This is a genomic window from Paraburkholderia translucens (assembly GCF_020881035.1).
GTDB classification, from domain to species: Bacteria; Pseudomonadota; Gammaproteobacteria; order Burkholderiales; family Burkholderiaceae; genus Paraburkholderia; species Paraburkholderia translucens.
The window spans coordinates 145742-158308 of sequence record NZ_JAJITC010000009.1; the positions used below are offsets into that span (position 1 = coordinate 145742).

At 64.8% G+C, this 12567-nt stretch carries 12 protein-coding genes; 2 read left to right on the forward strand and 10 right to left on the reverse strand.

All coding sequences use genetic code 11. The features are described from left to right. Window positions 1-109: 109 nt before the first annotated feature. The 6 genes from LJ655_RS18295 to LJ655_RS18320 all read right to left on the reverse strand — a co-directional run bounded on the left by LJ655_RS18295 (window position 110) and on the right by LJ655_RS18320 (window position 6456). Entirely contained in the window at window positions 110-1900 is a 1791-nt protein-coding gene (locus LJ655_RS18295) for an acyl-CoA dehydrogenase (RefSeq protein ID WP_230562646.1), read from the reverse strand. A gap of 98 nt (window positions 1901-1998) precedes the next feature. Next, on the reverse strand, window positions 1999-2934 hold the full coding sequence (locus LJ655_RS18300) for an electron transfer flavoprotein subunit alpha/FixB family protein (RefSeq protein ID WP_230562647.1): 936 nt from the start codon (window positions 2932-2934) through the stop codon (window positions 1999-2001). Window positions 2935-2947: 13 nt separating this feature from the next. Then, window positions 2948-3697 (reverse strand): electron transfer flavoprotein subunit beta/FixA family protein, encoded by a 750-nt coding sequence (locus tag LJ655_RS18305; RefSeq protein ID WP_230562648.1) that lies wholly within the window; start codon window positions 3695-3697, stop codon window positions 2948-2950. 236 nt (window positions 3698-3933) lie between these two features. After that, window positions 3934-4731, reverse strand: coding sequence for a MetQ/NlpA family ABC transporter substrate-binding protein (locus tag LJ655_RS18310; protein ID WP_230562649.1), 798 nt, complete (start codon window positions 4729-4731; stop codon window positions 3934-3936). Between the two features lie 47 nt (window positions 4732-4778). After that, window positions 4779-5432, reverse strand: coding sequence for a methionine ABC transporter permease (locus LJ655_RS18315; RefSeq protein ID WP_230562650.1), 654 nt, complete (start codon window positions 5430-5432; stop codon window positions 4779-4781). Further along, window positions 5422-6456 (reverse strand): methionine ABC transporter ATP-binding protein, encoded by a 1035-nt coding sequence (locus LJ655_RS18320; RefSeq protein WP_230562651.1) that lies wholly within the window; start codon window positions 6454-6456, stop codon window positions 5422-5424. The genes LJ655_RS18315 and LJ655_RS18320 overlap by 11 nt, the downstream gene beginning before the upstream one ends. Window positions 6457-6696: 240 nt before the next feature. Between LJ655_RS18320 and LJ655_RS18325 the strand changes: the two genes are divergently transcribed. Continuing rightward, on the forward strand, window positions 6697-7602 hold the full coding sequence (locus tag LJ655_RS18325; RefSeq protein ID WP_230562652.1) for an alpha/beta hydrolase: 906 nt from the start codon (window positions 6697-6699) through the stop codon (window positions 7600-7602). A 26-nt stretch (window positions 7603-7628) separates the two neighbouring features. Here LJ655_RS18325 and LJ655_RS18330 read toward each other — a convergent pair whose 3' ends face one another. Continuing rightward, window positions 7629-8438 (reverse strand): enoyl-CoA hydratase, encoded by an 810-nt coding sequence (locus LJ655_RS18330; RefSeq protein ID WP_230562653.1) that lies wholly within the window; start codon window positions 8436-8438, stop codon window positions 7629-7631. Between the two features lie 76 nt (window positions 8439-8514). Continuing rightward, window positions 8515-9438 carry a histone deacetylase family protein gene (locus tag LJ655_RS18335; protein WP_230562654.1) on the reverse strand — a complete coding sequence of 308 codons (924 nt, stop codon included), beginning with the start codon at window positions 9436-9438 and terminating at the stop codon, window positions 8515-8517. Between the two features lie 323 nt (window positions 9439-9761). Between LJ655_RS18335 and mltB the strand changes: the two genes are divergently transcribed. Continuing rightward, window positions 9762-10940, forward strand: coding sequence for a lytic murein transglycosylase B (gene mltB / locus LJ655_RS18340; RefSeq protein WP_230562655.1), 1179 nt, complete (start codon window positions 9762-9764; stop codon window positions 10938-10940). Window positions 10941-11052: 112 nt separating this feature from the next. On the opposite strand, the gene cysM is transcribed toward mltB, so the two are convergent. After that, on the reverse strand, window positions 11053-11955 hold the full coding sequence (cysM, locus tag LJ655_RS18345) for a cysteine synthase CysM (protein ID WP_230562656.1): 903 nt from the start codon (window positions 11953-11955) through the stop codon (window positions 11053-11055). A 235-nt stretch (window positions 11956-12190) separates the two neighbouring features. Next, the gene (locus LJ655_RS18350) at window positions 12191-12565 is read right to left on the reverse strand and encodes a ComEA family DNA-binding protein (protein WP_230562657.1); all 375 of its coding nucleotides are present in this window, start codon (window positions 12563-12565) and stop codon (window positions 12191-12193) included. Window positions 12566-12567: the final 2 nt, after the last annotated feature.

Genomic DNA, 12567 nt, shown 5'->3' on the forward strand with positions numbered 1-12567 from the left:
GAAGCACCAGAAACAAACGGCGCCTCGCGATGAAGTGAGGCGCCGTTTGCGTTTCAACGGCCTGGCGTTCGGCTAAATGTGCTGCCGCGACGGTGGCACCAGCGCACGCTTAGAACTGCTCCTCCGACAACGCCAGCACGCCCTCGCCACCCTTCGCGCTGACGATCGCCACTTCGAGCGCCGTCGCCAGCGGCAGCACGTGCTCGGCGTAAAACCGCGCGGTCGCGATCTTCGCATCATGGAACGCGGGATCCTCGTCGCGCCGGGCCGCCGCGGCAAGCTGCGCGCGCGCCATCTGCCAGCCGCCGAGCACGATGCCGGCGAGCTTCAGATACGGCACGCTGCCCGCGAACACTGCATTCGGATCGCCCTTCGCATTGGCGACGACGAAATCGACGACCGCGCCCAACGCTCGTTGCCCCTGCGCGAGTTGCGTCTTCATCGACGCGAACGCCTCGCCCTGCTGCGCGCCAAGCGCTTCAACCGTTTCGGCGATTCCAGCAAGCAGTTCCTTCGCGATCTTGCCGCCGTCGCGCAACGTCTTGCGGCCGATCAGATCGTTCGCCTGGATCGCGGTCGTGCCTTCATAGATCGGCAGGATGCGCGCATCGCGGTAGTACTGCGCAGCGCCGGTTTCCTCGATGAAACCCATGCCGCCGTGCACCTGCACGCCGAGACTCGTCACCTCCAGCGACAGCTCCGTGCTCCAGCCCTTCACGACCGGCACCAGGTATTCGTAGATCGCCTGGTGCTTCGCTCGCGTCATATCGTCCGGATGACGATGCGCGAGGTCGCAATGCGATGCCGCGACATACGCCAGCGCGCGAGCGCCTTCGGTCAGACTGCGCATCGTCGACAGCATGCGGCGCACGTCGGGGTGCTGGATGATCGGCACCGCCTGCTTCGCGGAACCATCCACGGGACGGCTCTGCACCCGCTCCTTCGCATACGCGACGGCCTTCTGGTACGCACGATCCGAGATCGCCACGCCCTGCACCCCGACCGCGAAGCGCGCGGCGTTCATCATGATGAACATGTACTCGAGACCGCGATTTTCCTCGCCGATCAGCTGACCGATCGCGCCGCCGTGATCGCCGAACTGCAGCACCGCGGTCGGGCTCGCCTTGATGCCGAGCTTGTGCTCGATCGACACGCAATGAACGTCGTTGCGCTGGCCGAGCGAGCCGTCCTCGTTGACGAGGAACTTCGGCACGAGAAACAGCGAAATGCCCTTCACGCCTTCGGGCGCGTTCGGCGTGCGCGCGAGTACGAGATGGACGATGTTCTTCGCCATATCGTGCTCGCCCCACGTAATGAAAATCTTGGTGCCGAACAGCTTGAACGAACCGTCGCCCTGCGGCTCGGCGCGGGTGCGCACGAGCGCCAGATCGGAGCCGGCTTGCGGTTCGGTCAGGTTCATCGTGCCGGTCCATTCGCCTGAGATCAGCTTCGGCACGAAGGTCTGTTTCTGCGTTTCACTGCCGGCCGTGAGCAGTGCTTCGATTGCGCCGTCGGTCAGCAAAGGACACAGGGCGAACGACAGATTCGACGCGTTCAGCATCTCGATGCACGCGGTCGCGATCAGCTTCGGCAGCCCTTGGCCTTCGTAGTCGAGCGGATGCTGCACGCCTTGCCAGCCGCCCTCTGCAAACTGGCGGAACGCTTCCTTGAAACCGGGCGTCGCGGTGACGACGCCATCCTTCCAGGTGCTCGGATTGCGATCGCCGTCGACGTTCAGCGGCGCGAGCACTTCGCCGCACAGTTTCGCCGACTCGTCGAGCACGGCCTGCGCCGTGTCGAGGTTAGCGTCTTCGAAGCCGGGCAGCTTCGCGATGTCTTCGAGTCCGGCCAGTTCTTTCATCACGAACAGCATGTCCTTGATGGGCGCCGTATAGCTCATTCTGGTTCTCCTCCCTTGATATGAAAAAAGGGCGCGGGACTTGGTCGGTCCTGCGCCCTTCGCGTGTTATCGGCGACCTCTTTGAGGCGCCGCGGCGCTTAGCCCAGTGCGTTCACGAGTTCCGGCACGACGGTGAAGAGATCACCGACCAGACCGTAATCGGCCACGCTGAAAATCGGCGCTTCCTCGTCCTTGTTGATCGCGACGATGACCTTCGAGTCCTTCATGCCCGCCAGGTGCTGGATCGCGCCCGAGATGCCCACCGCCACGTACAGTTGCGGCGCGACGATCTTGCCGGTCTGGCCGACCTGATAGTCGTTCGGCACGAAGCCCGCGTCGACCGCCGCGCGCGAGGCGCCCAGCGCCGCGCCGAGCTTGTCGGCGAGCGGCTCCAGAATCTTCGTGTAGTTCTCGCCGTTGCCCAGACCCCGGCCACCCGAGACGATGATCTTCGCGCTCGTGAGTTCCGGACGGTCGAGCTTCGTGACCTCGCGGCTCACGAACTGCGAGATGCCGGCGTCGGCGGCCGCTTCGATCTTCTCCACCGCCGCGCTGCCGCCCTCGGCCGCGACCGCGTCGAAACCGGTCGAGCGCACCGTGATGACCTTGACCGGATCAGCCGATTGCACCGTCGCGATCGCGTTGCCCGCGTAGATCGGACGCTCGAACGTGTCGGCGCTATCGACTGCGGTGATGTCGCTGATCTGCGCGACGTCGAGCTTCGCGGCAATGCGCGGCGCGATGTTCTTGCCGTAGGCGGTGGCCGGGGCGAGGATGTGCGTGTAGTGCTGAGCGATGCCCAGGACCGTGGCTTCGACGTTTTCCGCAAGGCCCTCTGCCAGTTGCGGCGCGTCGGCCAGCAGTACCTTGCTCACGCCCGCGATCTTCGCGGCCGCCTCGGCTGCGGCCTGCGCATTGTGGCCCGCGACCAGCACGTGAATGTCACCGCCGATTTTCTGTGCCGCTGCGATCGTGTTCAGCGTCGCGGCCTTGATCGACGCATTGTCGTGTTCTGCAATTACCAGGTTCGTCATTTCTTGCGTCTCCTCACAGCACCTTGGCTTCGGTCTTCAGCTTCTCGACCAGCGTCTTCACGTCCGGCACCTTCACACCGGCGGAGCGCTTGGGCGGCTCGGCGACCTTCAGCGTCTTCAGACGCGGCGTGACATCGACGCCGAGATCTTCGGGCTTCACAGTTTCCAGCGGCTTTTTCTTCGCCTTCATGATGTTGGGCAGCGTCACGTACCGCGGCTCGTTCAGGCGCAGATCGGTCGTCACCACCGCGGGCAGCGTCAGCGACAGCGTTTCCGCGCCGCCGTCCACTTCACGCGAGACGGTCGCCTTGCCATCGGCTACCACCACTTTCGAGGCAAAGGTTGCCTGCGGCAAGCTAGCCAGCGCAGCCAGCATCTGGCCGGTCTGGTTGGAGTCGTCGTCGATCGCCTGCTTGCCCAGAATGACGAGCGAAGGCTGTTCCTTCTCGACGAGCGCCTTGAGCAGCTTGGCGACTGCGAGCGGCTGCAGGTCTTCGTTCGATTCGACCAGGATCGCGCGATCCGCACCGATCGCGAGCGCGGTGCGCAGCGTTTCCTGCGCCTGCGTCACACCGGCCGACACGGCGATCACTTCGGTCGCGACGCCCGCTTCCTTCAGACGCACGGCTTCTTCCACCGCGATTTCATCGAACGGGTTCATCGACATCTTCACGTTGGCGATATCGACTCCCGTGTTATCCGACTTCACACGGACCTTCACGTTGTAATCGACCACTCTTTTCACTGGCACCAGAATTTTCATGCACACGCTCCAAAGTTACGAATACGTCAACCCGACGAACATTATAGCGACTGCCCCTCTGGCAGCTCTGTCGCGGGTGCTTTGTGGGAGGATATCGCTCCTCAACGGCGTGACGGCAATATCGAACGATCGTTCTATTTTAATCTCCAAAAAACCCGGCACACAACTCCGGGTTCCGACTCCGACCTCTAATTTCGCATTGCCATCGTGTTCTGCGAGGCGCGCGAGCCGTTGCTTCACCAGGAGGCGATCACCGAGCCGCCGAACTTGCCGTCGACGAACTGCTTCACTTCCGGCGAGTGGTAAGCCGCGACGAGCTTCGAGACCCACGGCTTGTTCCTGTCGGCCTCGCGGATCGCGATGATGTTCACGTACGGACCCTTCGGGTCTTCGATCGCGATGGCATCCTGCTTCGGCTTCAGGCCCGCTTCCATTGCGAAGTTGGTGTTGATCGCGGCGGCGTCGACGTCGCCCAGCGAACGCGGAATCTGCGCCGCGTCGAGCTCGACGATCTTCAGCTTCCTCGGATTGTCGACGATATCAAGCGGCGTTGCCTTCAATCCCGCATCGGCGCGCAGCTTCAGCAGACCCTGCTTTTGCAGCAGCAGAAGCGCGCGGCCACCGTTGGTCGGATCATTAGGCACCGCGATCTTTGCGCCCGGCTGCAGTTCGGCGAGCGTCTTCAGCTTCTTCGAGTAGACGCCCATCGGGTAGGTGACGGTATCGGCGATACGGATCAGCTTGTAGCCGCGATCTTTCACCTGCGCCTGCAAGTACGGGTCGTGCTGGTAGCTGTTCGCGTCGAGATCGCCGCTCGCGAGCGCTGCGTTCGGCTGCACGTAATCAGAGAATTCGACGATCTTGATGTTCAGGCCGTTCCTCGCGGCGACCGTCTTTACGACGTCCATGATCTGCGCGTGCGGGCCGCCGGTGACGCCGACCTTGATCGTATCCTCGGCATGCGCCGCGGGGGTGGCGAAAAGCGTTGCCGCGGCGAACGCGGCGGCCAGCTTGAGAATGAAGCGACGTTGCACGATGGACCTTCTCCGAATCTCGATAAACGGGTTTCCGAAACCCTTGTTTACTTGTGGCTCAAGCGACGCACGAGCCAATCTCCAAACGACTGCACCAGCTGCACGAACACGATCAGGATCAGCACGACCGCGAGCATCACTTCCGGCAGGAAGCGCTGATAGCCGTAGCGGATGCCGAGGTCGCCAAGACCGCCGCCGCCGATCGCGCCGGCCATCGCCGAATAGCCGACCAGCGACACGAACGTGATCGTCAACCCGGCGACCACGCCCGGCAGCGATTCCGGCAGCAACACCTTGAAGACGATCTGGCTGGTCGTCGCGCCCATTGCCTGAGCGGCCTCGATCAGCCCGCGGTCGACTTCGCGCAACGCCGTCTCGACCAGACGCGCGATGAACGGCGCGGCAGCGATCGTCAGCGGCACGATCGCCGCCGCCGTACCGATCGACGAACCGACGACGAGCCGGGTAAACGGGATCACCGCGACCAGCAGGATGATGAACGGCGTCGAGCGCACCGCATTGACGATCACGCCCATCACACGATTCACCGCGACGTTTTCTAGCACGCCCTGGCGGTCGGTCAGATACAGCAGCACGCCGAGCGGCACGCCTACTACAGCGCCAATCAGTCCGGAGACGCCCACCATGATGAGCGTCTCCCAGAACGACTGGACGAACATATCGAACATTTCACTCAACATGCGAAAGCTCCTCCACGACGACACCCTGCTCGCGCAGAAACGTGATGGCCTGCACGACCTGCGTCGGATCGCCACCCGCCAGAACCGCGAGCGAGCCGAACGCCTGCCCCTGGATCTCGTCGATCTGGCCGTGCAGGATGTTGAAGTCAAGCTCGTAGCGGCGAATCGTCTCCGACAGGATCGGCTGATCGACGCCCGAGCCGGTAAACGCGAGGCGCAACAGGTGGCCGCTGCCGCTCTGCAGGCGCTGCGCGACGCGCGCCTTCATGGCGGGCGGCAGGTCCTGCGCGATCACGTCGCCGATCAGCGCGCGCGTGACTTCATGGCGCGGCTGCAGAAACACGTCGATCACCTTGCCCTCTTCGACGACGCGGCCTGCGTCGAGCACCGCGACGCGATCGCAGACCTGCTTGATCACGTCCATCTGGTGCGTGATCAGCACGATCGTCAGGTTCAGTTCGCGGTTGATGCGCTTGAGCAGGTCGAGAATGGCGCGCGTGGTTTCAGGATCGAGCGCGGAAGTCGCCTCGTCCGAGAGCAGCACCTTCGGCTTGCTGGCGAGCGCACGCGCGATACCCACGCGCTGCTTCTGGCCGCCGCTGATCTGCGCCGGATAGCGGTCCTTCTGCGCCGACAGGCCGACGAGTTCGAGCAGCGGCAGCACGTTCGCCTCGATTTCGTCGCGTTTCATGCCGGCCAGCTCGAGCGGCAGCGCGACGTTGTCGTACACGGTACGCGAGGACAGCAGGTTGAAGTGCTGGAAGATCATGCCGATCTCGCGACGCGCGTCGCGCAGTCGCGCGGCGGGCAGCGCCGTCAGGTCGAGGCCGTTGACGAGGATGTTGCCCTCGGACGGGCGCGCCAGCAGATTGATCGTACGCACGAGCGTGCTCTTGCCCGCGCCGCTGCGCCCAATGATGCCGAACACCTCACCCGCGGGAATTGACAGATTGACGTTGTGCAGCGCCTCGACCCAGCCCCGGGGTCCGGCGAAGCGCTGGGAAACATTGCGTATTTCGATCATGGACAAACGAAAACGGCGGGGGCTGCCGGCGAGCGAAATGCTCCCGACAGGCGGCCGCCGTTTCTTTTATTGGGATTTGAGGCCGCCATTCTACCGCAGCGCCGACATACCCTTTAATAATCAATTCCGATCTTTTCATAACCAGAGGGCATTAGAGGCGCGCCTTGCGCGCAAAGCTCGCGCGCCTCGCACCGCTGCGACTATGATCGGGCCACCTCCCTTCGCGCACAGGCCGCCGCCATGCAGAGTTCCCCGAGCCACACCGTGCGCGCGAGCGCCGGCAACCTCAATCAGGACGCGCCGCAGCGCGCCACGGTCATGACCGGTGATGGCCTCGAGTTGCCGCTATACCGCTGGCGGCCGGGCGGCCCGATACGCGCGACGGTCGCGCTGCTTCACGGTCTCGCGGAGCATGCCGGCCGCTATGCCGCGGTGGCGGGCCGGCTCAACGCGGCGGGCATCGAGCTCGTCGCAATCGATCTGCGTGGCCACGGTCACGCGCCCGGCAAGCGCACCTATGTGAAACGCTTCGACGACTATCTGCTCGACGCGCAGGCCTTGCTCGACGCCGCCGCGCAAAGCTGCGCGCCGCTTTTCCTGATGGGCCACAGCATGGGCGGCACGATCGCCGCCGTGTACGCGATCGAGCGTCTCGGCGCAAGCGGCCGGCGCTTGAGCGGACTGATCCTGTCGAGCCCCGCGCTCGCGCCGGGCCGGGACGTGCCGAAGTGGCTGCTCGCGCTAAGCCAGGTGATCAGCCGCATCTACCCGAACTTCCCGGCGATGAAGATCGACCCCGCGCTGCTCTCGCGCCTTCAGCCGGTGGTCAAGGCCAACCGTGACGACCCGCTCGTGCATCACGGCGCGATACCGGCGCGCACGGGCGCCGAGCTGCTGCTCGCGATGGCGCGCATCGAACACGGTCGCGCGGCACTACGCATGCCGCTGCTGGTGTTTCATGGCACCGACGACAAACTGACCGAACCCGATGGCAGCCGCGCGTTTGGCGAGCACGCGGGTTCACCGGACAAGACGCTCACGTTGCACGAGGGCAGTTATCACGAGACGATGAACGACCTCGATCGCGATCGGGTGATCGAAGCGTTGATCGAATGGATTGAAAGGCGGGCGCTGGGCAGGAGTTGAGGAAGCGCGGCACTGGCCGCCACCGGCTACCGCCGCCACTGCGGTGCGCGCTTGTCGATGAAAGCCTGCACGCCTTCGAGCGCCGCGTCGTCCATCATGTTGCACGCCATCGTCTGCCCGGCGAGCTGGTACGCGGCTTCGATGCCCATCTCAAGCTGCCGGTAGAACAGGCCCTTGCCCGCGCTAACCGCTTCGACCGGCTTCGCGCAGATGCTCGCGGCAAGCCGCGCGATTTCGTCGTCGAGCGCATCGGCTGGGGCGACGCGGTTCACGAGCCCCTGCTTGCGCGCTTCGGCAGCGTCGATGAAATCGCCAGTCAGCAGCATTTCGAGCGCAGCCTTGCGCGACAGGTTGCGCGACAGCGGCACCGACGGCGTCGCGCAGAACAGGCCGAGGTTCACGCCCGACACGGCGAAGCGCGCGGTATCGGCGGCGACCGCGAGATCGCACATCGCGACGAGCTGACAGCCGGCCGCTGTCGCGATGCCATGAACACGCGCGACCACCGGCTGCGGCATGCGCTGGATCGTCATCATCAGCTTCGTGCAGCGCGCGAACAACTGCTGGTAGTAAGCGAGCGACGGCGCCGCGCGCATTTCCTTCAGGTCGTGGCCCGCGCAGAACGCGCGGCCCGCACCGGCGATCACGACCACGCGCGCAGCGGTCTTCGCGATGCCGGTCAGGGTCTGCTGCAGTTCGTCGAGCAGCGCTTCGGACAGTGCATTGAACGCGCCGGGCCGGTTCATCGTCACGCGCACGACGCCCGGCACGCGATACGCGTCGTGTTCGATCGTGACCAGCGAGGCGTCGTCGCTGCTGGCGGGGCTGGCGCTCATGGCTCGCTCCTCGGTGCGTGAATGTCGATCTGCGATCACCGGCCTTCGAACCGCCGCCGCGCGCAGGAAGGTAGCCTCAGATTTCCGCCAGCGCCCGCACGTGCGCAACCACGCTGCGGCCGAGCGCCGACAGGTTGTAGCCGCCCTCGAGACAACTGACGATGCGCCCGCGCGCGTAGCGCCGCGCGATCTCACACATCTGGCCGGTGATCCACGCGTAATCATCTTCGACGAGCCCCATGTTGCCGAGGTCGTCCTCGCGATGGGCGTCGAATCCCGCTGAAATGAAGAGCATCTGCGGCTTGAAATCGTGCAGGCGCGGCAACCACAGCATGTCGACGGCCTCGCGCACGGCCAGGCCGTTCGAGCGCGCCGGCATCGGCACGTTGCACATGTTGGGCGCCTGATTGTCGGCGCCGGTGAATGGATAGAACGGATGCTGGAAGATGCTGCACATCAGCACGCGCGGGTCGCCCGCGAACGCAGCTTCGGTGCCGTTGCCGTGATGAACGTCGAAGTCGATGATCGCGACGCGCGCGAGTCCGTGAACGTCGAGGGCGTGGCGCGCGGCGATCGCGACGTTGTTGAAGAAGCAGAAGCCCATCGCGCGCGCCGGCTCCGCGTGATGGCCCGGCGGCCGCACGCTGCAGAATGCGTTGTCGTAACGACCTTCGATCACCGCGTCGGTGGCGGCGACCGCCGCGCCCGCCGCGCGCAACGCGGCCTGCCACGTGTACGGGTTCATCGTCGTATCGGGATCGATCTCGGCCATGCCCGCGACGGGCGAGCGGCCGCGGATGTAGTCGACGTGCGCCTGCGTATGCACGCGCAGCAGCGCGGCCTCGTCGGCGAGCGGCGCCGACTCGCGCTCGATCAGCGCGTCGATGCGGCTCGCGATCAGTTGATCTTCGATCGCCTGCAGGCGCGCGGGACACTCGGGATGCCACTGCCCCATGTCGTGCCGCAGACAGTCGGTGTGGGAATAGAAGCCGGTTGCCATAGTTTCTGTTGTGCGTCTTTTCTACGGCGCGGCGCATGGACTGCGCGCGCGGCGTGTCTCCGTCGAGCGGCGCGCGACCCGGCGCGCCAATATTCGTCAAGTTACCACACGCCGCCGCTGTCGCTCATTCGGCATGGTTTCGCAGAAACCGTCGGGTATACTGCCCCGACCCGCAACTCGCCGTTTCGTTCCCGCTGCCATCAGTCTCTCACGCATCGCGCTCACTGCTCACCATGACCGTCAAGCTTGCTCTGTCCGCACGATCCACACGCAACCGGCTTCGCCTCGGGACCCTCGCCGCCTCACTGACCGTCGCATCGTGCATGTTCGTCGCAGCAAGTCCCGCGCGCGCGCAAAGCGCCACCAGGAAAGCACCGTTGCTGGTCGCACAGAGCCAGCCGCAGCAGCCGATACCGCAAGGACAGACGTTCGAGGAAGAGATCATTCCGCAGCGTTACGCGAACAACGCGAACGTCGATGCATTTATCAACGAGATGGTCGCGCGCTACGATTTCGACGAAGCGTCGCTGCACGCGCTGTTTGCCGGCGTGAGCTACTCGGCGACCGCGGTGAAGCTCGTCACGCCGTCGCCGACGCCGTCGGTCAAGAACTGGCGCGCGTATCAGGCGCGCTTCCTGGACCCGGTGCGTGTGAATGCCGGCGTGCAGTTCTGGCGCGAGAACCGGGCCCCGCTGCAGCGCGCGTATCAGGAATTCGGGGTGCCGCCGGAGGTGATCGTCGGCATCATCGGTGTCGAGACGATCTACGGCCGCTACATGGGCAACTTCCGCGTGCTCGATGCGCTGACCACGCTGAGTTTCGATTATCCGAACACTGCGAATCGCGCGGACCGCCAGGCGACCTTCCGCAAGAATCTCGAAGACTACCTGGTATGGACGCGCGACGCGCAGATCGACCCGACCACGGTGCTCGGTTCATACACGGGCGCGATCGGCATTCCGCAGTTCCTGCCTAGCAGCATCGTGCAATATGCGGTCGACTACGATGGCAACAAGCGTATCGACCTGCGCGCGAGCGAGGCCGATGCGATCGGCAGCGTCGCGAACTATCTCCGGCAGAACGGTTGGGAAAGCGGCCGGCCGGTGGTATGGCGCATCGGCTCGGACGCGGGCAGCCTCGGCGTCGCGCAGGCGGCGGCCAATGGCGAGCCGGAGCCGCACTGGCCGCTCGACCAGTTGCTGCGCGCCGGGCTCGTGCTGAACGAGCAGGACGTCGACATTGCGTCCGAGGCGGGCACGCCGGTCACGGTGGTCGATCTGCCGTCTCCGGGACGCGGGACGGAATTCGTGCTCGGCCTGAAGAACTTCTACGTGCTCACGCGCTACAACCGCAGTTTCTTCTATGCGCTCGCGGTGTACCAGCTCGGTCAGAAGGTCAAGGCGCAGATGGAAGCAATCGATGCGGCGAACGCCGCGAAGGCGCTCAACAACGGCGGCGCGTCGCCAGGCCAAGCGGATCAGTCGAACTCCGATTCGCAGTGAGTCACGCGGCGAGCCGCTATGCGCGCCTCGTGTTGAAGGATGTAAAAAAGCGCCGGCTCGACCGGCGCTTTTCGTTCGATTCGCGCGCCCGTGAAGGCGCCCGGCGAACCGCTCAAGCGGGAAACACCCCGGTGGACAGATAGCGGTCGCCGCGATCGCAAACGACGAACACGATCGTCGCATTCTCGACCTGACGTGCGATGCGCAGGGCAACTTCACACGCGCCGCCCGACGAAATGCCTGCGAAGATGCCCTCGACCGACGCCATGCGGCGCGCCATCGCCTCGGCCGCGGCTTGACTGACGTTCTCCACACGGTCGACGCGGCTACGGTCGAAAATCTTCGGCAGATACGCTTCCGGCCATTTGCGGATGCCTGGAATCCGCGAGCCCTCTTCCGGTTGCGCACCGATGATTTCGATCTGCTGGTTCTGCGCTTTCAGATACGTGGACACACCCATGATCGTGCCGGTCGTGCCCATCGACGACACGAAGTGGGTGATGCGCCCTTCCGTGTCGCGCCAGATCTCCGGGCCCGTGCCCTCGATATGCGAGGCCGGATTGTCCGGGTTCGCGAACTGATCGAGGATGATGCCCTTGCCTTCGCGCTGCATTTGCTCGGCGAGATCGCGCGCGTACTCCATGCCGCCCTTGACCGGTGTCAGGATGATCTGCGCGCCGTAGGCGGCCATGCTCTGACGACGCTCGACCGACAGGTCCTCCGGCATGATCAACACCATCTTGTATCCGCGGATCGCGGCGGCCATCGCGAGCGCGATGCCGGTGTTGCCACTTGTCGATTCGATCAGCGTGTCGCCCGGCTTGATGCGCCCGCGCGCTTCCGCCTTCTTGATCATCGACAGCGCCGGACGATCCTTCACCGACCCCGCCGGATTGTTGCCCTCGAGCTTTGCAAGGACCACGTTGTTGCGGCTGCGGATCTCGTCGTCGGGAAGCCGGACGAGTTGCACGAGCGGCGTATTGCCGACTGTGTCTTCAATCGTTTTGTATGCCATATGGGGTCTAGCGATCGATGCGCGAAAGAGTGTCTTCAATCCATCGATTCTAAACTACGATGTCCGGCGCCGCCCTGCAGCCCTGATGCCCACATGGATGCATGCCATTTGCTACGCAAAAAGCCCGCGGCTGCGCACCGCGGGGAATCGTGTGTACCAATCGAAGGAACAGGTCGTTCGCGAGCCCTGCGCGGCGCAAACCGCACGTGATGGCACGCGCAAGGCTCGCGACCGCTTACTTCTTCACCGCCACTGCGGCGGCGCCCTTCTGCGCGGTGGCGGGAGCGACCGTAGCGGCCGGCTCCTTACCCGCTGCAGCTGCCGCAACCTGCGTGCTAGCAGCCGCGCCAGCCGGCCCGACAGCGAGACCCTCCGCCTGCAGGCGCTCGACGGTATGCCCGCCCATGCCCTTGACGCGCTTGCCGAGATCGGCCGCGTCCTTGAACGGGCCATGCGCGGTGCGTTCGTCGAGAATCGCCTTGGCTCGCGCCGCACCGATGCCCTTAATGCCGCGCAGCGCATCTTCGTTGGCCGTATTGACGTCGACCGCCGCATACGCGTGGCCGAAAGCGGCAAGCATTGCCGCGGTAACCAGTACTTTTCGAAACATAT